The organism is Streptomyces sp. NPDC046557 (genome assembly GCF_040645975.1).
Lineage (GTDB): Bacteria > Actinomycetota > Actinomycetes > Streptomycetales > Streptomycetaceae > Streptomyces.
In genome coordinates, this window is record NZ_JBEYZH010000006.1 from 43233 (window position 1) to 63833 (window position 20601).

General features: G+C 72.4%; 22 protein-coding genes. 13 read left to right on the forward strand and 9 right to left on the reverse strand.

Features of this window, described 5'->3' with window-relative positions; genetic code table 11:
• Positions 1–37 precede the first annotated feature (37 nt).
• Positions 38–955: a factor-independent urate hydroxylase gene (gene pucL, locus ABZ934_RS14905; protein ID WP_361312684.1), complete on the forward strand. Its 918-nt coding sequence runs from the start codon at positions 38–40 to the stop codon at positions 953–955.
• 16 nt (positions 956–971) lie between these two features.
• Here the strand turns inward: pucL and ABZ934_RS14910 are convergent, their stop codons facing one another.
• On the reverse strand, positions 972–1448 hold the full coding sequence (locus ABZ934_RS14910) for a histidine phosphatase family protein (RefSeq protein WP_361312685.1): 477 nt from the start codon (positions 1446–1448) through the stop codon (positions 972–974).
• Between the two features lie 256 nt (positions 1449–1704).
• On the opposite strand from ABZ934_RS14910, the gene ABZ934_RS14915 reads away from it, so the two are divergent.
• From ABZ934_RS14915 to ABZ934_RS14940, 6 genes are all read left to right on the forward strand, one after another.
• Positions 1705–1920 carry a CbtB domain-containing protein gene (locus tag ABZ934_RS14915; RefSeq protein ID WP_361312687.1) on the forward strand — a complete coding sequence of 72 codons (216 nt, stop codon included), beginning with the start codon at positions 1705–1707 and terminating at the stop codon, positions 1918–1920.
• A gap of 18 nt (positions 1921–1938) precedes the next feature.
• Positions 1939–2697, forward strand: coding sequence for a CbtA family protein (locus ABZ934_RS14920; RefSeq protein WP_361312689.1), 759 nt, complete (start codon positions 1939–1941; stop codon positions 2695–2697).
• Positions 2698–2718: 21 nt separating this feature from the next.
• A complete protein-coding gene (locus ABZ934_RS14925; RefSeq protein WP_136210153.1) occupies positions 2719–2964 on the forward strand; it encodes a hypothetical protein in 246 nt (81 codons plus the stop codon).
• Positions 2965–3264: 300 nt separating this feature from the next.
• Positions 3265–3909, forward strand: a complete 645-nt coding sequence (locus ABZ934_RS14930; protein ID WP_361312691.1) for a hypothetical protein — start codon at positions 3265–3267, stop codon at positions 3907–3909.
• A gap of 178 nt (positions 3910–4087) precedes the next feature.
• Positions 4088–4435: a hypothetical protein gene (locus ABZ934_RS14935; protein WP_361312693.1), complete on the forward strand. Its 348-nt coding sequence runs from the start codon at positions 4088–4090 to the stop codon at positions 4433–4435.
• A 97-nt stretch (positions 4436–4532) separates the two neighbouring features.
• The gene (locus ABZ934_RS14940) at positions 4533–4709 is read left to right on the forward strand and encodes a hypothetical protein (RefSeq protein WP_361312695.1); all 177 of its coding nucleotides are present in this window, start codon (positions 4533–4535) and stop codon (positions 4707–4709) included.
• A 57-nt stretch (positions 4710–4766) separates the two neighbouring features.
• On the opposite strand, the gene ABZ934_RS14945 is transcribed toward ABZ934_RS14940, so the two are convergent.
• On the reverse strand, positions 4767–5177 hold the full coding sequence (locus ABZ934_RS14945) for a hypothetical protein (protein ID WP_361312697.1): 411 nt from the start codon (positions 5175–5177) through the stop codon (positions 4767–4769).
• A gap of 156 nt (positions 5178–5333) precedes the next feature.
• Here ABZ934_RS14945 and ABZ934_RS14950 point away from each other — a divergent pair, with 156 nt between their 5' ends.
• From ABZ934_RS14950 to ABZ934_RS14960, 3 genes are all read left to right on the forward strand, one after another.
• Entirely contained in the window at positions 5334–6161 is an 828-nt protein-coding gene (locus ABZ934_RS14950) for a hypothetical protein (protein ID WP_361312699.1), read from the forward strand.
• 114 nt (positions 6162–6275) lie between these two features.
• The gene (locus ABZ934_RS14955) at positions 6276–8291 is read left to right on the forward strand and encodes an FUSC family protein (RefSeq protein ID WP_361312701.1); all 2016 of its coding nucleotides are present in this window, start codon (positions 6276–6278) and stop codon (positions 8289–8291) included.
• A 327-nt stretch (positions 8292–8618) separates the two neighbouring features.
• A complete protein-coding gene (locus ABZ934_RS14960) occupies positions 8619–10133 on the forward strand; it encodes a VWA domain-containing protein (RefSeq protein ID WP_361312702.1) in 1515 nt (504 codons plus the stop codon).
• Between the two features lie 83 nt (positions 10134–10216).
• On the opposite strand, the gene aspS is transcribed toward ABZ934_RS14960, so the two are convergent.
• Complete coding sequence (gene aspS, locus ABZ934_RS14965) at positions 10217–12022, reverse strand: aspartate--tRNA ligase (protein ID WP_361312704.1); 1806 nt, start codon at positions 12020–12022, stop codon at positions 10217–10219.
• A gap of 180 nt (positions 12023–12202) precedes the next feature.
• Here aspS and ABZ934_RS14970 point away from each other — a divergent pair, with 180 nt between their 5' ends.
• On the forward strand, positions 12203–14485 hold the full coding sequence (locus tag ABZ934_RS14970; protein WP_361312705.1) for a SpoIIE family protein phosphatase: 2283 nt from the start codon (positions 12203–12205) through the stop codon (positions 14483–14485).
• A 140-nt stretch (positions 14486–14625) separates the two neighbouring features.
• Here ABZ934_RS14970 and ABZ934_RS14975 read toward each other — a convergent pair whose 3' ends face one another.
• A complete protein-coding gene (locus ABZ934_RS14975; protein WP_361312707.1) occupies positions 14626–15645 on the reverse strand; it encodes a CU044_5270 family protein in 1020 nt (339 codons plus the stop codon).
• Entirely contained in the window at positions 15642–16181 is a 540-nt protein-coding gene (locus tag ABZ934_RS14980) for an RNA polymerase sigma factor (protein ID WP_361312708.1), read from the reverse strand. Before ABZ934_RS14980 ends, ABZ934_RS14975 begins: the two co-directional genes overlap by 4 nt.
• Positions 16182–16411: 230 nt before the next feature.
• Between ABZ934_RS14980 and ABZ934_RS14985 the strand changes: the two genes are divergently transcribed.
• Positions 16412–16855 (forward strand): DUF1648 domain-containing protein, encoded by a 444-nt coding sequence (locus ABZ934_RS14985; protein WP_361312709.1) that lies wholly within the window; start codon positions 16412–16414, stop codon positions 16853–16855.
• A 310-nt stretch (positions 16856–17165) separates the two neighbouring features.
• Here the strand turns inward: ABZ934_RS14985 and ABZ934_RS14990 are convergent, their stop codons facing one another.
• The gene (locus ABZ934_RS14990; RefSeq protein WP_361312711.1) at positions 17166–18128 is read right to left on the reverse strand and encodes a pirin family protein; all 963 of its coding nucleotides are present in this window, start codon (positions 18126–18128) and stop codon (positions 17166–17168) included.
• A gap of 178 nt (positions 18129–18306) precedes the next feature.
• Between ABZ934_RS14990 and ABZ934_RS14995 the strand changes: the two genes are divergently transcribed.
• The gene (locus ABZ934_RS14995; protein ID WP_361312713.1) at positions 18307–18774 is read left to right on the forward strand and encodes a hypothetical protein; all 468 of its coding nucleotides are present in this window, start codon (positions 18307–18309) and stop codon (positions 18772–18774) included.
• A 97-nt stretch (positions 18775–18871) separates the two neighbouring features.
• Here ABZ934_RS14995 and ABZ934_RS15000 read toward each other — a convergent pair whose 3' ends face one another.
• The 3 genes from ABZ934_RS15000 to ABZ934_RS15010 form a co-directional block, all read right to left on the reverse strand.
• On the reverse strand, positions 18872–19330 hold the full coding sequence (locus tag ABZ934_RS15000) for an SseB family protein (RefSeq protein ID WP_361312715.1): 459 nt from the start codon (positions 19328–19330) through the stop codon (positions 18872–18874).
• Between the two features lie 69 nt (positions 19331–19399).
• Positions 19400–19693, reverse strand: a complete 294-nt coding sequence (locus ABZ934_RS15005; protein WP_361312717.1) for a DUF397 domain-containing protein — start codon at positions 19691–19693, stop codon at positions 19400–19402.
• On the reverse strand, positions 19674–20525 hold the full coding sequence (locus ABZ934_RS15010; RefSeq protein WP_361312969.1) for a helix-turn-helix transcriptional regulator: 852 nt from the start codon (positions 20523–20525) through the stop codon (positions 19674–19676). The genes ABZ934_RS15005 and ABZ934_RS15010 overlap by 20 nt, the downstream gene beginning before the upstream one ends.
• Positions 20526–20601 lie beyond the last annotated feature (76 nt).

Here is a 20601-nt window from a genome sequence, read left to right on the forward strand (position 1 = left end):
CCGGACTCCGTGTTCCCGAGACCCGAAGGAAGACAGCATGAGCAAGCACGTCCTGGCCCAGAACCAGTACGGCAAGGCCGAGAACCGCATCGTCAAGGTCACCCGCAAGGGCAGCGAGGGTTCGTGGCACGAGATCCGCGACCTCAACGTCTCGGTCGCGCTCCGCGGCGAGTTCCGCGACGTCCACCTGACCGGCGACAACGCCAACTGCCTGCCCACGGACACCACGAAGAACACGGTGTACGCCTTCGGCAAGGAACACGGCATCGACTCCCCCGAGGCGTTCGGCATCCTCCTCGCCAAGCACTTCGTCTCCTCCCAGCAACCGATCCGCGAGGCACAGATCCGCATCGAGGAGTACGTCTGGGACCGCATCCCGGTGCCGACGCGCAAGGAGCAGCACTCCTTCGTCCGCAAGGGCCAGGAAGTGCGTACCGCGCAGATCACCTACAGCGAGACGACCGGGCTCCAGGTCATCTCGGGTCTCAAGGACCTGACGGTGATGAACTCGACCAACTCCGAGTTCCACGGCTACATCAAGGACAAGTACACGACCCTCCAGGAGGCGTACGACCGCATCCTGGCGACCAAGGTCACCGCGCGCTGGGCGCACTCGGCGCTCGCCGCCGAAGACGCCGAGTACGACTGGGACCGGTCGTACAAGAAGGTCCGCAAGCACATGCTGGACGCCTTCGCGGAGACGTACTCGTACTCGCTCCAGCAGACCCTGAACCAGATGGCCGAGCGGGTGCTGGACCACTGCCCTCGGGTCAACGAGGTCCGGCTGAACCTGCCCAACAAGCACCACTTCCTCGTCGACCTGGAGCCCTTCGGCCTCAAGAACGACAACGAGGTCTACTTCGCGGCGGACCGGATGTACGGCCTGATCGAGGGCACCATCCACCGTGACGGGGTGCAGCCGGTCATCGCGACCAGCGACTGGATCGTCGCGTAGTTCCCGCGCGCACCCGTCAGTTCGGCCCGGACCGCGTCGCGGGGTCCGGGCCGTTCGGCCGTCCCACGAGCAGGTTCCAGCGGCCGGAGCGTCCCGTGAGCGTGGTGAGGGTGTCCGGTCGTACGTCGAGCCGCCAGAAGGCCGCCGCGGGCAGGTCCAGGGCGTGCACCACGGCCGCCCGTACGACCGCCTGTTCCACCACCGAACGGTGCGTGCCGGGGGCGAGTCCGGCGAGGTGGGCGCCCGTACGCGCGATCAGCGCCGCCACCGATTCCCCGCCGCCCGGGGGCGCGTACGACGGGTCCGTCAGCCACTGCCCGACCGCCTCCGGGTCCTCGGCGGCGACCTCGTCCAGGGTCCGGCCGGCCCACGCGCCCAGGTCCTGGCCGCGCAGGCCCTCGTGTCCCGGGCAGGGTTCCCCGGTCCCGAACCGCCCCTGGCGGGCGGCCGGTCCGAGCGGGGGCGTCAGCAGGTTCAGGCGTACAACGGGCATGGCTGAAGGGTAGGGCCGGAGGACGGGGCGCGCGCCCGGGGCGTGAGACGGCGCCCACACGCCGTGGTGTTCAGGCCACACGCGCGGTACGGTCACGGACGACATGACGAAGGTATGACGGAAGTACCGGTGAGAATCCGGCACGGTCGCGCCACTGTGAAACCTCCCGCACGGGCACGGGGAGGGAAGTCAGACCCGCCACCTTCGTCAAAGAGCACCACTGACCGGGACGCGTGTTCCCTCTGGAGGTTCTGCCATGGCTCACTCTGCCGCGCCCACGACGGCTCCCGCCGCCGTTGCCCCGATTTCCCTTTCCGCGCTGGCCCCTTGGGCCGTCTTCGCGGGAATCGTCACGCTCTTCCTGCTCTACATGGTCGGCGCCGAGCAGGGTGCGACCGCGCTCTTCGAGGGCAACACCGTCCACGAGTGGATGCACGACGGCCGTCACCTCCTCGGCTTCCCCTGCCACTGATCCGGAGTCCCGATCCACATGAACTCCGTATCCCCGCGCGTGCTCCTCGTCCGGGGCATGCTCGCCGGCCTGCTGGCCGGTCTGGCAGCCTTCATCGTCGCCTATGTGCTGGGCGAGTCGAAGGTGGATGCCGCGATCGCCATCGAGGAGGCGGCCGCCGCCGGTCACCACCACGCTGACGAGGCCGCCGCCCCGGTCAGTCGGGCCCTCCAGGCCACGGCCGGCCTGGGTACCGGCACCCTGCTCTACGGGGTCGCGCTCGGCGGCATCGCCGCGCTCGTCTTCTGCTACGCCCTGGGCCGCATCGGCCGCTTCGGCCCCCGGGCCACGGCGGCACTGGTGGCCGGGGGCCTGTTCGTCACCGTCAACCTGGTGCCGTTCCTCAAGTACCCCTCCAACCCTCCTGCGGTCGGCGACCCCGACACGGTCGTCCGCCGTACCACCCTGTTCGTGCTGATGATCGCCTTGAGCGTGCTCCTCGCATCGGGCGCGCTCATCCTGGGACGGCGGCTCGCCCCGCGCATGGGCAACTGGAACGCCTCGATCGTCGCCGGACTCGCGTTCGTCGTGGCCATCTCCCTCGCGTACGCCCTCCTTCCCGGCATCAACGAGGTTCCGGCGGACTTCCCGGCTGTGCTCATCTGGCAGTTCCGGGTCGCGACCCTCACCATCCAGGCTGCGCTGTGGGCGACTTTCGGCCTGTCCTTCGGATATCTAGCCGAGCGCGCACTTGTGCCCGCCATCGCGCCCAAGGAGGCTGTGCAGCCGACAAGTTGACGGGGAAGGGGCCGGTGGCACATGCAGACGGCGATCTGGGAATGGCGTGGCTGGACGGGTGCTGCCCCGTTCTGGCTGAGTTCCGTCCTGCTGCTCCTGGCCCCCTTCACCGCCATCACCTTGCTGGCCCAGATCGGCGTCATCGTGGCGCTGGCCGGCCTCGGCGGTCTGGCCCGGCAGCTGTGGTTCGGTGACTACGGGCACCCCGCCATCCATGTCGCCGCCGCTCTGATGGGCGTCACGGCGGCGGCACTGGTGGTCGTCTGACCCCGGCGGTGACCACGCCCGCCCGGTGGTGGCACGGTGGTGGCCGGCCCACGTCCGGCAGTGGTCGAGCCACAGCCGGCGCCGGCCACTCGCGTGCCTCCTCACCCGTACGGGCGCATCCGCCGCGCCGGCCGGAAAAAGGCGTGCGCACCCTCGTCGAGCTGCGACAACACGCTCGAACTGTTACGACACTCCGGTGACAGGTCGGCGGTGTCCGACGCCTCCCGATGTGCGCGGGGGCCGGGAGCGGTCCACTGCTGACAGGATCCGGCCGCCCGAGCCGGACCAGGAGGGAATGCCATGGCCCGCGCCCAGTGGGCCGTCGGTGCGCTGACGGTCACTCTGCTCGGCACCGGCGTAGCGATGCTGCACAGTACCCAGGGCGCCGAGCCCGAGGCCGTCACCGTGAGCGACGCACTGCCGTCGCGGGCGCTGGGACTGACCGGTCACCGCCGGCTGGTGCGGGAGTTGGAGCACGGCGGCGAGTACCCCGGTCAGGCCGGCCCGCACGCTTCCGACAACGGCTCCCGACCGGCGCGGGGCTCTTCGACCACCCCCGTCCTGCCGATGCGGGCGGCGCGGCCGGTGCGGCTGCGGGTTCCGAGCCTGGGCGTGGACGTGCGGCTGTCCCCCCGGAGCCCGGAGGGCGGGGCCCGCTGGGACGCGGACAGCGCGGCCCCGGGGTCGGGCGGTACCGCCGTCGTCACCGGGAAGGAGCTGCGGCTCGCCGGGATGCGGCGCGGGCGCGTCATCGAGATCGCCCGCGCGGACCACCGTACGGCCGTGTTCACCGTGGTCCGGGTCGTGCCGGTGGAAGCGGGCCGGGCGCCCGAGCCGAGGGAACGGGCCGAGCGGACCGGCCGGCCGGAGCGTGCGACGCTGAGGCTGGTCGGCGGCGATGCCGTCGTCATGGCCCGGTTGACGGGCCGCCACCACACCCGCTGAACCGCCCCGGCGGGCGCGGGTCGGTCAGTCAGTCGGTCGGTCAGTCGGCCGGGACGGGCGGTCAGTCGGTCAGTCGGTCCGGGTTTCGTCCCCCGCCAGGGGTGTCTTCGTCCCCCCAACGGGCGTTTCTGCTCCCGCGGAGGCACGGGCTCCCGCGCATCGGGGCACACAGCACGGCATGAACGGTGCGCGATACGCGCGGGCGGTGACGGCGAAGGCCCTGACGGTGGTCTGCGTCGTGCTGCTGTGCGTGTTCGGCGCCGGTTCCTCGGCAGCCGTGGCCGCCGAGTCCCGTCCCGCCACCACAGCCCCGGCGGAGCCCTCGGACGGGTCGTCCGACCCCGCCCCGGACGTCGAGGCCCGGCCGGCTCTGCGGGCGTTCGCCCGCGAGACGCCGGGCGTACGGCGGCCGCCGACGGTGTTTCACGTGAAACGTGCCGCTCACCCGCCGAGCGCCGTCCCGGTCGGGGCGGCCGTGGTGGGGTGGTCGCGGCCGGCGGTACGGAGTGTGGTCCTCCGCTGCTGAGCGGGCCCGGGTGTGGCCCCCGCGGGATGACCCGCGCGGGTCGATCCGCCCAGCAGCGCGTCCTGCCTACACTCCTGCGACACCGTGAGGTTCCGTCATGCCCATCGACCCGTACGCGGCCCTGAACGCCATGCTCCGCGCCGAAGCCGCCCGCTCCACCCCGCCACCGGCCCGCCACCCCGAAACCGCGAAGGCCGGCCGTGCCACCGGCCCTGACACCGGCCGCCCGGGGAACGCGGCCCACCGCCCGGCCGGGGCCACGCCCGCGGAGTGAGCCGACGGCGGCGCCGGTCCCCGTGGGGCCGGCGCCGCCCAACGGCACGTCCTGGGGTCAGTCCTCGTGCGTGTAGTAGCGGTAGAACGCGACGAGTCCCGTGCCCACGGCCACGCCCAAGCCGATCCCCGCGGCGCGGAGCACCGATTCGTTGGTGAGGCTGAACAGGTAACCGAGGGCGATGCCCGCGAAAGCGCCCCAGGCAGCCGCGTGCGGCTCGCGCGCGAGCCGCGGGCCGAACCGGGCGAGGGCGAACACGCAGCCGGCGAAGACGACGCCACACAGGATTCCGTAGAACACGTTGCCGGCGTCGACCGGGCCCATCTGACGCTGGATGAAGGCCGCCCAGACCCCGTAGACGAGGCCGAGCAACAGGGGGAGCACCAGTGCCCTCCTGCTGACGTGCCGGATGTCCGCCCCCGTCATCCGCTGGGGCCGCCGGGGAGCGGTGGGTGCCGCGTGTGCCATGGCCGGCTCCTCTCTGTCCACCCTCCAGGGCACACCCGCCACCCCGGGGCGGCAAGTGGATCAACCCGGCCACCCGGGCGACGCGGCGCGTCGCGGGTCACCCGATCGCAGCAACCGAGCTGGCCCGACGGGGTCCCGAGGGCGTTCTCTGGTGACGTGCGCACCTCGCTGTCGGCGGTACTGATCGTGCTCGTGGCCCTCCTGGTGCCCGCGAGCGCCGTCGCGTACTGGGCCGACCACGAGCTGGGGGACGCCGACCGCTACACCGCCGCGATGTCCCCGCTGGCCCGGAATCCCGCCGTGCAGAACGTGGTCGTCACCCAGGGCACGCACGCCCTGGCCGGTCAAATCGATGCCGGTCCGTTCCAGGGAGGCGTCGACACCCTGCTGGGCGAGGCTTTGCGGTCCTTCGTCGGGACACCGGCCTACCAGACGGCGTGGGACGCGGCGAACCGCGCCGCGCACGCCGCGTTCTTCCGGGCGCTCACGACCGGGCACGGCGACGCCGTGACCATCGATCTGGCGCCCGTGCTCGCCGAGGTCAAGGGCGAACTCGTCGCGGACGGCGTGCCGTTCGCCGACCGCATCCCCGTCACGCACCTGTCCGTGAAGGTCATGGAGTACGACGATCTCGGCGCGCTCCGGGAAGGATTCCGCATGCTCCAGATCGCCGGCGTATGGCTTCCTCTGTTGACCCTCGTCCTCGCCCTGGCCGCGGTCGCCGTCGCCGTGCGGCGCCGGCGCGCCGTCCTGGCCACCGGCATCGGGCTCGCGGTGGGGGCGGTACTGCTGTGGATCACCGTGGAAGTCTGCCGCCGGCTGACCCTGGACGACCTGCCGCCGGACGTCGACCGTCCGGCCGCCGGGGCGGTGTACGACGCGCTCACCTCGTTCCTGCGCACCACCGCCTGGGTGGTGCTGGCCATCGGGCTCGCCGCCGCACTGGCCGCATGGCTGACCGGGCGACTGCGCCGGACCCCATAAGCTCGGAACGTGCCCAAAGGCCCAGAACTCCACAGAACCCCGTAGAACCTCCCCGTAGACCCCTCCCCACAGACCCAGCAGAACCGATTCGCGAGCGGCGCCACGGAAGCGGGAATGAGCAGCGAACGACGCACCGAGCACATACCGCCCGGGCAGCCACGGGCCCGGCCCGGTACCCGACAGATCCCACTGACGCCGCCCGCCTGGCTGCTCAGGGGGCTGCGGCCGAGCCGGACACCGGTTCCCTGGGCCGCCGTCGTGCGCGCCGGGATCGCGATGGCGACGCCGCTCGCGGTCGGTTTCGCCCTCGACGAACCCGAGTACGGGGCGCTCGTCTCGATGGGGGCCCTGTCCGGGGTGATCGGCGACACCGCCGACGCCTACCGGATGCGTGTGCTGAACATCGCCGTCCCCCAACTGTTCGGCGCGATCGGCGTCGCCCTGGGGACGCTCGTCTTCGGGCACGGCTGGCTGGCGGTGGGCGTCCTCACCCTCATCGCCCTCGTCTCCGGGATGATCTCCTCCATCGGCACCGTCGCGTCGGTCTCCGGGCTCCTGCTCCTGCTCAACGCCGTGGTGGGCGCGGGGTTGCCGCTCCCCAAGCCCTGGTGGACCGCGCCCCTGCTGCTCGGCGTCGGCGGGCTGTTCGTGCTGGCGCTGACCCTGCTGGGCTGGCCGCTGCGCGGGCGGCAACCCGAACGGGCCGCCGTCGCGGCCTGCTACCGGTCCCTGGCCGACGCCCTGGAAGCAGCGGGCGGCCCCGCGTACGAGGAGCGACGCCTGGACGTCACTCAGGCCCTGAACCAGGCGTACGACCTCATCCTGGGCCGTCGGGCCCGGGTCCACGGGCGCAACTCCTCCCTCGTGCGGCTGCTGGTCCAGCTGAACGTGCTGGTACCGCTCGTGGACGCGGCGCCCGCCGCGCACCTGAGCGGCCGTCCCCTTCCGCCGGAGGTCCCGGCGGCCGTGCGGGAGCTGGGCCGGGTCGTGGAGGGGGACCGCACCCGGGCACCCGTACTGGAGCTCCCCCCACCGGTCGGACCGTCCGAGCGGGCCGTCGACAAAGCGCTGCGCTACGCGACGGTCCTCGTGCACGAGGAGGACCCCGACCCGTACAACGTCGACGACCGGCTCGGCCGGCCCGCCGCCCTGCGCGTCCGGGCCTGGCGGGCGGTACGCGACATGGCACTGTCGGGCGCCTCCTGGCGCTACGGGCTGCGGCTCGCCCTGTGCATCGGACTGGCCCAGTCGCTGGTCTCGCTGGTGCCGGTCGAGCGTTCGTACTGGGTCGCCCTGACGGTCACCTTCGTCCTCAAGCCGGACTTCGGTTCGGTGTTCTCACGGGCGGTGCTGCGGGCGCTGGGCACGGCGGCCGGGCTGGTCCTGGCCGCCGCCGTGCTCTCCGAGGTTCCGCGCGGGTGGTGGGACGTGCCGGTCATGATGGGCCTGGCCGCGCTGATCCCGGCGTTCTCGGTCAAGGGGTACGCCTTCCAGACCGCCGCCATCACCCCGGTGATCCTTCTGCTGTCGGACCAGCTCAACCACCAAGGCTTCGATCTGATCCGGCCCCGGCTGCTGGACAGCCTGATCGGCTGCGCGATCACCCTGGTCGCGGGGTACCTGCTGTGGCCCGAGAGCTGGCACACCCGGATCGGGGACCGGCTGGCCGACGCCGTCGAGGACTCGGCCCGGTACGTGGAGCGTGCGTTCGCCGCCGCCGACACGACCGAGGCCGACCGGGCGGCCGCGCGGACCGCCCGGCTCCATGCCCGGCGGCGGATCTACCGCGAGCTGTCGGGCGTACGCAGCGAGTTCCAGCGGGCGTTGACCGAGCCGCCGCCCACCGGGGCGCGGGCCGCCGCGTGGTGGCCCCTGGTCGTGGCCGTCGAGCGGATCGTGGACGCGACGACCGCCGCCCGGGTGCGGGTCAACCACGGGGCCGAGCCTCCCACCCCCGACGATGTGGCGGTGGTGACGGCCGAGCTGCGCGGACTGGCGGAAGGGGTACGGACCAGCAGGACCCCGGAGGAGGTCCAGGTCGCCCCGCTGTCGGCGGGTGCGGAGAACTCCGTACTGGCCCCGGTGCACCAGGAGATCGCCGCCGCTCGGGCCATCGCCAGCGAGCACTGACGGGCGTGCCGGCCTGGTCGGCGCGCTGCCGGTGGACGGCGCACGGAAGGCGGTTGGGCGCCGGAAGGAGCCCGATGTTTCACGTGAAACGACCTCCGGAACGCCGCGACCGCCCTTACGCGGGGGTGAACGCTGCGTGAAGGGGACGCGTTGAAGGTGGAGTTCTCGCAGGTCCCCCTGGGGTGCGTAGGTGACAGGAACGCCACGATTGGCGCCCCTGCCGTCGTTCCAGCCAAGGGGCCGATAACCTTACGTGTCCACTCTGGGTAGGGATCTACCGCGCAGCACGGACAAATGACGCAAGCACACATGCGAAAGGCCGGGCCCATGGGTATTCGGAGCTTGTTGCGCAAGGTGTTCGGACGGTCTCCCGAACCGGTTCCGGATTCGTCGGACGCCCCGTCGGCGGCCGTCCCCAATCAGGCCGAACGCACGCCGCTCGACGTGGCGGCCGAGTTGGTGGCGGCGTCCTTCGACAACCCGACGGTCCCTCCGCAGTCCGCGCCGCGCGACCGGGAGCCGGGCACGGTGCTGACGGCGCCGCCCCAGACCACGGACCCGACGGTCCCCGAGGCCCGCCGCCCCTCGCCCGCGACCACGTCGGAGGCACCAACCGGTGGCTCCGCAACCCCGGTTGCGCAGCCGGCCCAGCCGAAGGCCGAACCCGCGGCGGAGCCGGCGGCCGAGCCGGAGCCGGTGGCCGAGGCAGAGCCGGTGGCCGAGCCGGAGCCGGTGGCCGAGGCAGAACCGGAAGCAGCGACGGCCGCCGAAGCGGAACCCACGCCGGAGGTGGAGCCGGAAGCGGCCCCCGCCGCCGAAGCGGAGGCCGCGCCGGAGGTCGCCCCCGAGTCCGAGGCGGTGGCCGTGGCGAAGGCCGAGCCCGAGGTCACCGCCGAGCCGGAGCCCGAGGCCGAACCGGCCGTCGTGGCCGAGCTCGAGCCCGAGGCCCAGGCCGCACCCGAGCCGGAGTCCGCACCGGAACCCGAGCCGGTCGCCGTCGCCGAGCCGGAAACCCAGGCCGCACCGGAACCCGAGCCCGAGCCGGTCACCGTCGCCGAGCCGGAGCCGGCCGCCGTCGCCGCCCCCGAGCCGGAGCCCGTGGCCGTCGAGGCAGAGGCGGAACCCGAGCCCGCGGCACAGGCGCGGGAGGAGGCCGCCCCCGCCGCCCCCGCGGACGCGGCAGAGGCCGGGCCGGCCGTCGTGCTCGCCGCCGTCAAGCGGCAGGCGCCCGAGGTGGCCGCCGCCTACAAGGCCGCCGGCCAGGTGCTTCGCGGCAAGGGCAAGACCGGCTCCCGCGCCAAGGTGTACCTCGTCCTGGACCGCTCCGGCTCCATGCGCGGCTTCTACAAGGACGGCAGCGCCCAGTACCTCGCCGACCACGCCCTCGCCCTCGCCGCGCACCTCGACGAGGACGCGACCGTGCACACCGTTTTCTTCTCCACGGAGGTGGACGGCACCGCCGACCTCACCCTGGACGGCCACGACGCCGGCTGGGTCGAAGCCCGCCACGCCGAACTCGGCCGCATGGGCCGCACCAGCTACCACGTGGCGGTCGAGGCGGTCGTCGAGCGGTACCAGAAGGACGGCGGCGACCACCGCGCGCTCGTGGTGTTCCAGACCGACGGGGCCCCCGACAACCGCCAGCCCGCCAAGCAGGCCCTCGCCGACGCGGCCTCCCACGACATCCACTGGCAGTTCGTCGCCTTCGGCGACCACGACTCCAAGGCGTTCGACTTCCTCCGCAAACTGGACGCCGAGAACGTCGGCTTCTTCCACGCCGGCCCCGCCCCGGGCGAGCTGACCTCGGCGGCCCTCCTCAAGGGCGTCCTCGACCGCTTCTGACCCGCGCGCGACCTGCCGTACACAGCCCGAAGGGCCCGGGATCATCCGATCCCGGGCCCTTCGGCACGTCGTGCCGCCGCGGCCTACTGGTGCGGCTTGACCGACTTCTCGACCGGCTCGGAGGTCTTGGTCTCCACCGGCTTGCGCAGCGCGATGTTGAGCTCGCGCAGGCGGGACTCCTCCAGCACGGTCGGCGCGCCCATCATCAGGTCCTGCGCGTTTCCGTTGAGCGGGAAGGCGATCGTCTCGCGGATGTTCGGCTCGTCGGCCAGGAGCATCACGATGCGGTCGACGCCGGGGGCGATGCCACCGTGCGGCGGGGCGCCGAGACGGAACGCGCGCAGCATGCCGGCGAACTCCCGCTCGACGGTCTCGGCGTCGTAACCGGCGATCTCGAACGCCTTGAGCATGACCTCGGGCTCGTGGTTGCGGATGGCGCCGGAGGACAGCTCGATGCCGTTGCAGACGATGTCGTACTGCCAGGCGAGGATGTCGAGCGGGTCCTTCTCCTCCAGGTCCTTCATGCCGCCCTGCGGCATGGAGAAGGGGTTGTGGGAGAAGTCGATCTTGCCGGTCTCCTCGTCCTTCTCGTACATCGGGAAGTCGACGATCCAGCAGAAGCGGAAAACGTTCTCCTCGAACTGGCCGGCGCGCTTGGCGGCCTCGACCCGGACCGGGCCCATGATCTTGGAGACCTCGTCGAACTCGCCCGCGCCGAAGAACACCGCGTGACCGGCGGCCAGGCCGAGACGCTCGGTGAGGACCTTGACGTTCTCCTCGGTGAGGAACTTGGCGATGGGACCCGTCAGGGCGCCGTCCTCGCCCACGCGCACCCAGGCCAGGCCCTTGGCGCCCAGCGAGATCGCGTACTCGCCCAGCCCGTCGAAGAACTTGCGCGGCTGCCCGGCGGTGTCCGGGACGGCCAGCGCACGCACGTGCTTGCCGGCGAACGCCTTGAACTCCGAGCCCTCGAAGACGTCGGAGATGTCGACGAGCTCCAGCTTGGCGCGCAGGTCGGGCTTGTCGTTGCCGTACTTGAGCATCGACTCGCGGAACGGGATGCGCGGGAACGGCGAGGTGACCGCGCGGCCGCCGCCGAACTCGGTGAAGAGCTCGGTCATCAGCCTCTCGATGGGCTGGAAGACGTCTTCCTGCTCGACGAAGGACATCTCGACGTCGAGCTGGTAGAACTCGCCCGGCGAGCGGTCGGCGCGGGCGTCCTCGTCGCGGAAGCACGGCGCGATCTGGAAGTACCGGTCGAAGCCGGAGATCATCAGCAGCTGCTTGAACTGCTGCGGCGCCTGCGGGAGGGCGTAGAACTTGCCCGGGTTCAGGCGGGAGGGGACCACGAAGTCGCGGGCGCCCTCGGGGGAGGTCGCGGTGAGGATCGGGGTCGCCATCTCGTTGAAGCCGAGGGCCACCATCTTGGAGCGGATGGAGGCGATGACGGCCGAGCGCAGCATGATGTTGCGGTGCATGCGCTCGCGGCGCAGGTCGAGGAAGCGGTACTCCAGGCGCCGCTCCTCGTTCACACCGTCGTCGGTGTTGATGGTGAAGGGCAGCGGGCCGGCCGCGCCGAGCACCTCGACCTCGGAGACCTCGATCTCGATCTCGCCGGTGGGCAGCTCGGGGTTGACGTTGTCCGCGCCGCGGGAGACGACCTTGCCGTCGATCCGGACGACGGTCTCCTTGCTGACGCTGCTCAGCGCCTCGTTCGCGGCGGTGCCGGGACGGGCCACGAGCTGCGTGATGCCGTAGTGGTCGCGCAGATCGATGAAGAGGATGCCGCCCAGGTCTCGACGGTTGTGCACCCAGCCGCTCAGCCGGACGTCAGCGTTGACGTCGGAGGCACGAAGCTCGCCGCACGTGTGGGACCTGTACCGATGCATCAGTCATCCAGTTCTTCGCGATACCAGGGTGGATTCAGCCTTCACAAGGTTACCGTCCGGGACGGGTGCCGTGCCGGCACGGCCGTGGAGGGGCCCGGAGCGGGGGCCCGGGGCGCCGCCGGCAGTCGGCCGGGCGCCCTGAACAGGCAGCCTCGGCTGATCACCTGTAAAGATGACCGGGTGCGCACCGAGGACGTCCTGGCCGCCGTCGCGACCGGTCTGTGGCGATGGGACAACGCCTCCGGGATGGTCACTCTCGACAGCGAGGCCGCCCGGCTGCTCGGGTTGCCCGCCGAGCCCGTCGTCCTGCCCGAGGTCGCCGTACGGTCCCGGTTCCACCCGGTGGACTGGAACGAGATCAACGCCGTCGTGGACCTGGCCGTCGCCGAGGGCACCCTCGCCGAGGCCCGGCTGCGGATCGTGGACGCCGAGGGGCGCGTGCTGCGCACCGTACGCAGTCGCTCCAAGCCGGTGCAGGCGCGCAGCACGCGCGGCCGGGTCGACTACGAGCTGATCGGCACGGTCCAGGAGATCGCCGAACCGCAGCCGGGCACGACCGCCGCGCACACCCGGATCACCGGCGACTGGCGACGCTCCCGCGAGGCGTTCCTGCTGGACGCGGGCCGGGCGCTGGCCGAGGCCCGGTCGACGGCGGAGGTGCTGCGGGTCGCCGCGTCGCTGTCGATGCCGGGGTTCAGCCCGGACGGGTTGGCGGTCTTCGGCGTGGACGGCGAGCGGCTGTCGATCATCGGCCACCACGGGCACGGCCCGGGGGACGAGAGCCCCTTCACGGAGATGCGGCTGGACACGGCCTACCCCGCCGCGGAGGTGGTCCGGACCGGACGGGCGGTCTACCTGCCGACCCCCGAGGAGTACAAACGACGTTTTCCGGCCACCTGGCAGCTGGCCGAGCCGTTCGGCCGGTCCTCCTGGGCCTTCGTACCGCTGATCGTGGCCGGGCGGACCATGGGCGCGTGGATGGCCGCCTTCAAGCACCCGGTGTCCTTCTCGCCGGACGAGCGGTCGGTGCTGACCACGGTGGCGCGGATGCTGGCCCAGGCCCTCCAGCGGGCCGGGGTGACGGAGTCCGAGCGGGAACTCACCACCGGCCTCCAACGGTCGATGATGCCGCAGCTCGGCCCCGAGATCCCGGGCATGCGGATCGCCGCGCGGTACGTCCCGACCGGCGGCGGGCTCCAGGTCGGCGGCGACTGGTACGACATGATCCCGCTCCCGTCGGGCCGGTTCGCGCTGGTCATCGGGGACGTCCAGGGTCACGACGTACGTGCGGCGGGCCTCATGGGCCAGCTACGGATCGCGGTCCGGGCCTACGCCTCCGAGGGGCACCGGCCGGACGCGGTGCTCTCCCGGGCCTCCCGCTTCCTCTCCGGCCTGTGTTCCTCGCAGGAGAAGGACGGACCCGACGGGTACGCCGACGGCTACTCGGACGGGTATGCCGGCGGGTACCCGGCCGGGGGCCCCACCGGCGGCGCCGACCCGGACTTCACCAGCCCGCGCTTCGCGACCTGCCTCTACATGGAGTGCGATCCGCGCACCGGCCTGCTGGAGGTGGCCCGCGCGGGCCACCCCGACCCGGTGGTCCGGATGACGGACGGCACGGTCCTGATGCGGCCCACGGCAGGCGGCCTGCCGCTGGGCATCGTCCCCGACACCGACTACCCCACCACCCGCTTCACCCTCGAACCGGGCGAGACTCTGATGCTGTGCACCGACGGGCTGATCGAGACCGGCGGGCACGACCTGGACACGGGGTGGGCGCGGCTGCGGGCCGTCCTCGAAGCCGAGGACCCGGGCGCGGGGGGCGCGGACGGCGGCGGCTCGAAATTCGGCGGCCCGGACTTCGGCGGCCCGGACGGCGGGCACCTCGAAAAGCTCGCGGACCTGCTGGTCCAGGCCGTCCACGGGCCGTCCTCGCACCACACGACCGGTCCGCTGGCCGACCGGCGCGAGGACGACATAGCCGTGGTCCTGCTGTGCCGCGAGGGGGCGGGCTGCGGCTGCGGCACGGCGCCCCCGCACCACGTGCGCCCGGCCCGGCGCACCATGCTGACCGTGGCCCAGGCCGAGCCGGAACGGATCTCGGGCGCCCGGCGGCAGATCCGGGAGCTGCTGCACGACTGGGCGGACCCCGACCAGGTGGACTCGGCGGAGCTGATGGTCTCCGAGATGGTGACCAACGTCCTCACGCACACCGACGGCGACGCGCTGCTGGTCGCGGAGGCGGTGGGCGAGCTGGGGGCCCGGCGGCTGCGCGTGGAGGTCGCCGACTCCAGCGACGAGCTTCCGCACAAACGGCACCCTGGCGAGATGGCGTCCAGCGGTCGGGGGGTGCTGCTGATGGAGATGCTGGCCGACGCGTGGGGGGTCGATCCGCGCGGCGAGGGGAAGTCGATCTGGTTCGAGCTGTTCGAGCAGGCGAAGGACGACTCCGAGGCCCTGTAGGACCGGCGCGCCGCAAGGGCCGGGCTCGCCCCCTAACGGCCGCCGTCTTCGGCGTCCTGTCGGAACTCCGCACCCTCTACCCGCCGCCCCCACGGGGCGCCCGAGCCCTTACGGCCCGGCCGCCCGGCCACCCGGCCGCGTCAGCCCGTCGGAACCTGACCCGCGCGGTCGGTGACGCCGCGGGCGACGATGGCCACGGAGGTCACCGGTGTGCCCGCCTTGCCCCACACGCTGTCCTTGAGGAGTACGGTCCGCTCGCCCAGCAGACGCAGGCCGTCCTGGTCGAAGATCCACTCGGTGCGTTCCCCGTTGTGGACGCGGGCGACCGCGATGCCCGTGCGCCCGGCGGCATCGGTCGCCCGTGGGACCAGGACGACGCCGGGGATGCGGCCGGCGGCGCGGTAGAGAGCGGCGCCCACGCCGGGCGGGGCCTCGACGGTGCGCAGCAGGTCGCCGATCGCGACGAACGCCTCCTGATCGGGTCCGGTGGTGGATCCCGATCCGACGCCGTGGTTGAGGCGGGTGTCGGCGTAGATCGCCGCCAACAGTCGATCGGGGTCGGTGGGCAGCGTTTCGAGGAAGCGGTACGTGGGTTCGCCCAGGCCGGCCTTGTCCTTGCCCGGAGCCGGATCGGTGCGGCTCCCCCGCGCGCCGCGGGTGAGCGTGCCGGCCGTCCCGTCCACCGACACCCAGCGCTCGGCGGACTCGTCGGTCGGGGCCGCCTCCATGCCGCCCCCCGCGGTCTCGGACAGGGACGTGGAGTGTCCGAGGGTCTTCGTGTAGAGGAACTGGCCGTCCCGGACGGTCGGCGCGGGCACCGCCTGCGCCGCCAACGCCACGCGGTCCAGGAGCCGTACGGCCGCCGGCTCCGGCGGAGCTGCGGTCGCGTGCTTGCCCGAACGACCCACGCCGAGAGTCACGGCCAAGACCACCGCGCACACCGCGGCCCCTGCCACGAGGATCCGCGTCAACGGGCGTCGGTACAGCGGGGTGTTGACTGTGGTGGCCTGCGTGCTCCGGGCCGTTTCACGCATCAAGTGCTCCTTGACTCGGTCGTGTCCGTGGAACGGCAACTCCCCGTCGGACAGGCCGGGGAGGATCCGGATGACCTCCGCACGGTCGAACGCGCCGGTCGGGGACGGGTCTTCGGGGGCGTTCACAGTCGTCCTTTCCCTGCCGGATGGGGGGCGGCGAGATGAGCGGCGGCGAGTCGGCGCAACCGGGCTCGGGCCCGGGAGAGGCGGGACCGCACGGTCCCGACGGGCACGCCACACGCCTGCGCCACTTCGGCGTGACTGAGCCCGGACCAGACGGACAGGAGCAGGACCTCGCGATCGGTACGTCGCAACCGGCCCAGGACGGCGAGTGCGGCAGCGGCCTCGGCGGCGTCGACGATGCGGGACACGACGGCCTCGGCCGGGTCGGCGACGGTGTCCGGTGGCGGAAGCCGCGCCATCGCGTTCCCGTGACGGCGTGCCGCGCGCCGGGAGTTGCGCATGACGTTGGTGGCGACCCCGAACAGCCAGGCGCGATGGCTGGTGATGCCGTCCAGGGCATCGCGAAGCCGCCACGCCTCAAGGAAGGTGAGGGAGACGATGTCCTCGGCCCCGGCCCGGTCGCCGCTCATACGGGCGGCGTACGCGTACACCGCCCGGGCGTGCGCGTCGTACATTTCCGCGAACAGTTGACGGTCCACATGGGGAAGTGTCCGCCCCCGCCCATGCGTTGCACGTGACCCTCGTCACCCGCCGAGGCGGGCACACCGCCGGCCGGAACTGATCGGGCAGCCATGGCGGTTGGTGGACGGCGCGGCGGGTTAGGGGTACAGCAGAGCGATGTCATCGAGCTGATCGGGGGGACGGCGTGAGCGTCCGGACGGATGCGAGGCGCGGGAACGGCGCCAGGTGGGCCGCCGGGGTGTGGGCGGTGGGGGTACTCGCCGCGACGGTCGCGCTGCCGGTCGCCGCGCGGGGGCGGCTGCCGGAACGCCTCGCCACGCACTGGGGCGGCCGGTCCCCCGACGGCTCGATGCCCTTGTGGGAAGCGGCCATGGTCCCGGCGCTGCTGTGGGCCGCCTTGGTGGCCGCCCTCGTGTTCGCCGGGCTCCGGGGCGGCTCGGCCGCCCGGGCCGGGGCCTGGGTCGGCGCCGCGCTGCTGGCGGGCGGGGTGTTCCTGGCCGGTGCGCAGGCGTCGATCGTGCGCGCCAATCTGGACCGCGGCGACTGGCGGGACGCCGGGTCGGTGGGGGCCGGGGTGGCGATCACGGCCGCACTGGCGGTGGCCGCGGGCGCGCTCGGTTGGTGGGGCGGCCGGCGCGCGGCCGACACCGCTCGGGCGGCCGGCGCCGTTGGCGGCGGCGAGGGGAAGTAGTCCCCACAGGGGAACCCCTCGTCCGGCCCTCCCACTCCGCGAACCCCTGGCCGTACCTGACCACCGCCCTGTCGGGCCTGCCGGCCGCCGCCTGCCGCCTGCCGCCTGATCGGCTTCCGGTGCACGCTGACCGCACCGGTCGCGACACCGCCGTCGGGCCGCTCGGCCGGCTGCGGCTCCGCTGTCCGCTTCTCAAAGCCCGCCCGCGCAGGGGGGTGGCTGTGCGAACGCCCAGATGTACGTCCTCGGCAGGGCGCCGTAACACGGTTGCGCGCCCGGACGGTTGTCCGGGCGCGGTCGCGCGTCGGCGTCAGCGGGTCCGGGCCGTGGTCGGGACGGTCCCCAGCCGACCGGCCTGGAAGTCGTCGAACGCCTCCTGCAGTTCGTGCTTGCTGTTCATGACGAACGGCCCGTAGTGCGCCATCGGTTCCCGGATGGGACGACCGCCGAGCAGGACGATCTCCAGCGCCGGGGCGTTGGAGTCCTGCGACGCGTCCGCCCGCACCGTGAGCGAGCCGCCCTCGCCGAAGACGGCCGTCTGGCCGGTCTGGACGGGCCGACGGTCCTCGCCGACCGAGCCGCGCCCGGCCATGACGTAGGCGAGGGCGTTGAAGTCCTCGCGCCACGGGAGGGTGACCTGCGCGCCCGGGGTGACAGTCGCGTGGATCATCGTGATCGGGGTGTGGGTGATGCCCGGGCCCTGGTGCCCGTCGAGCTCACCGGCGATCACGCGGAGCAGCGAGCCGCCGTCCGGGGTGGTCAGCAGCTGCACCTGACCGCCGCCGATGTCCTGGTAGCGCGGGGGCATCATCTTGTCGGACGCGGGGAGGTTCACCCACAGCTGGAGGCCGTGGAAGAGCCCGCCGCTGACGACGAGCGACTCCGGCGGGGCCTCGATGTGCAGGAGGCCGGAACCGGCCGTCATCCACTGCGTGTCGCCGCCGTTGATGACGCCGCCGCCGCCGTTGCTGTCCTGGTGGACGAAGGTTCCGTCGATCAGGTACGTGACGGTCTCGAAGCCGCGGTGGGGGTGCCAGGGGGTGCCCTTCGGCTCGCCCGGCGCGTACTCCACCTCGCCCATCTGGTCCATCATGATGAACGGGTCGAGGTACTGGTAGTTGATCCCGGCGAACGCGCGGCGCACCGGGAATCCCTCGCCCTCGAAACCACCCGGGGCGGTCGTGACGGCCAGCACCTTACGGGCGGCGGTCTCCTGGGCCGGTTCCGCGACGCGGGGGAGCGTCAACGGGTTCTCCACAGTCACTGCAGGCATGGTCGGAACCTCCTTCTGGCGTCGAGTTTAGTTGAATCTCGAACTTTCTGCCACACCTGACTGAACAGTGCGCCCCCCGCCGTCATTCCCGGGCAACCCGCAACCGCGCCGGGGCGTCTTGCGTCGAGGGCAACCACCCGCCGCACCGCACCGCCCGACCGCCGAAAGGGAACGCCGCGTGACCAGCACCTCCGGGCCGAACGGCACCGAGGAGACGCCCGTTACGCCCGGCTCCGAACCGCCGCGCAGAAGGCTTCCCGCCCCGGTGGCCGCCCTCGTCCGCTCGCTCGGCTCCACGGCCCTGCTCGTGATCGCCGGCTACTTCGCGTACCGGTGGGCGGCCACCGGGCTGCCCTTGGAACCGCTCCCGGGCTCCCCCCGGCCGTATCTCGCCGCCGGCGCAGCCGTGTGCCTGGCCGGCTGCCTCCTGCTGCGCTGGGCGTCCGCGCCCGGACGGGCCCAGGACGCCGACTACGGCGAAGGCACCGACTACGTCGTCGGGGTGGCCGTCTTCGCCGCCGTACGCGTCTGCCTGGCCCACCGCCCCGACCTCGCGACGGTCTGGGCGTACGGCGCCCTCGGACTTACGGCGCTCGCCCTGGCGGGCGCCTTCTGGCGCCACCGCCTGACACGCCGGCGCCCCTGAGGACACCCGGCAACCCCGGGAACGCGGACCGCCCGCACCCAGGACAGGGGCGGGCGGTCCGCGGACGGCTCCGGCTGTGCGCCGGGCGTGCGACCGGTCAGCCGTACATGCGGCGCATGGCGTAGTCGACCATCTGCTCGACGGCCTTCGCGTCGAAGACCATGCGGTGGTCGCCCTCCATGTCCAGGACGAAGCCGTACCCGGTCGGGAGCAGGTCGATGACCTCGGCGCCGGTGATCACGAAGTACTTGGACTCCTTGCCGGCGTACCGGCGCAGCTCCTTGAGCGTGGTGAACATCGGGATCACCGGGTGCTGCGTGTTGTGCAGCGCGAGGAAGCCGGGGGTCTCGCCGCGCGGGCAGTAGACCTTCGAGGTGGCGAAGATCTGCTGGAAGTCCTCGGCGGCGAGCTGCCCGGTCGTGAAGGCCCTTACCGCGTCCGCGAGGGAAGGGGGAGACGGCTCGGGGTACAGCGGCGGCTGCTGCGCGTAGCCCTGCTGGGGCGGGGGCTGCGCGTAGCCCTGCTGGGCGCCCGGAGTCTGGTCGTAGCCGTACATGCGGCACAGACTACCGATCGCCCGCCCCGGTACCGGTGGGTACGGGCCACCCCTGCGGGGACGCCGGGATCAGACGGCGAAGCCGCCGTCCTTCAGGGCGCCCACGAAGGGCGCCCATGCGGCGGCCGTAACCATGACCGTGGGACCGTGCCGCCGCTTGGAGTCCCGGACCGGCACGATCCCGTCCAGGCCGTCAGCCACCTCGACGCACTCGCCGCCGGTGCCGTTGCTGTAGGTGCTCTTGCGCCATGTGGCTGCGCCCGGGAACGCCTCGGCGATCTCGACGCAGTCGCCGCCGCTCGCGTTGCTGTAGCTGCTCTTGCGCCAGCAGGCGGACGTCAAGTCAATGTCGGTGCTTGCCATTTCGGAAGTCCTCTGCAGCTGCGTCGATTACCGCCAGGGACGCCTCAGGTGACAGCGCAGCGGCCCTCAGCAGATCGTACGACCTGCGGTAGTTCTTCACGAGTGACGGAAAGTCAATGAGTTGGCCGCTGTGCAGGCCCTCGGTGTAGACCAAAGGCGGAGCGTCCGGGAAGGTCATGACCTTGATCATCCCCATCATGAGCGGGTGCGCGGCCTCGGTTTCCGGAAGGACTTGCAAAACGCTCCGCGAGTCCCGAACCACGTGCGCGATGTGGTGCAGCTGGTCGGCCATCGGCCCCGCGTCCAGGAGCGGCTTGCGGATCAGCGACTCGTCCACAATCGCCCAGAAGGCCGGACGCTGCTCCCGGTCCCAGAGGGATGCACGCTTCGTACGGGCGGCGACTTGCTTTTGGACGGTGTCCGGCGGTAGCCAAGGCATGCCCGCCCTGATCACGGCTGATGCGTACGCCTCGGTCTGCAACAACCCCGGCACCAGCATCGGGGCCCATTCCTCGATGGTCTCGGCGTACGGCTCCATCTCCGCCACGTCCGCGAAGTACTCCGCGTGCCCGGACTGCTTCGCCTTGCGCGCGTCTTCACAGCGGCGCTCGAAAAAGCCGTCCGTCCCCAGCTTCTCGTCCACGTGCCGGGCCAGATCCGGCGGCATCCGGCGTTCGCCGCGCTCGATCTGGCTCAGGAACGGGACACCCCGGAAGCTGCCCTCCGCCAGTTGCTCCAGCGTGAGCCCGGCCGACTCCCGTTTGAAGCGCAGCTCGGCGCCGTAGAAGGACGGCACGTTCGCCGACGCGTCGGTGTCCTTACGAGGAGGCACAACCCACCACCGCCATTTGCCACTTGCCCTGCGCAACCCGAAACCCTTCCCACGCTACGCCCCGCGGCGCCACGCT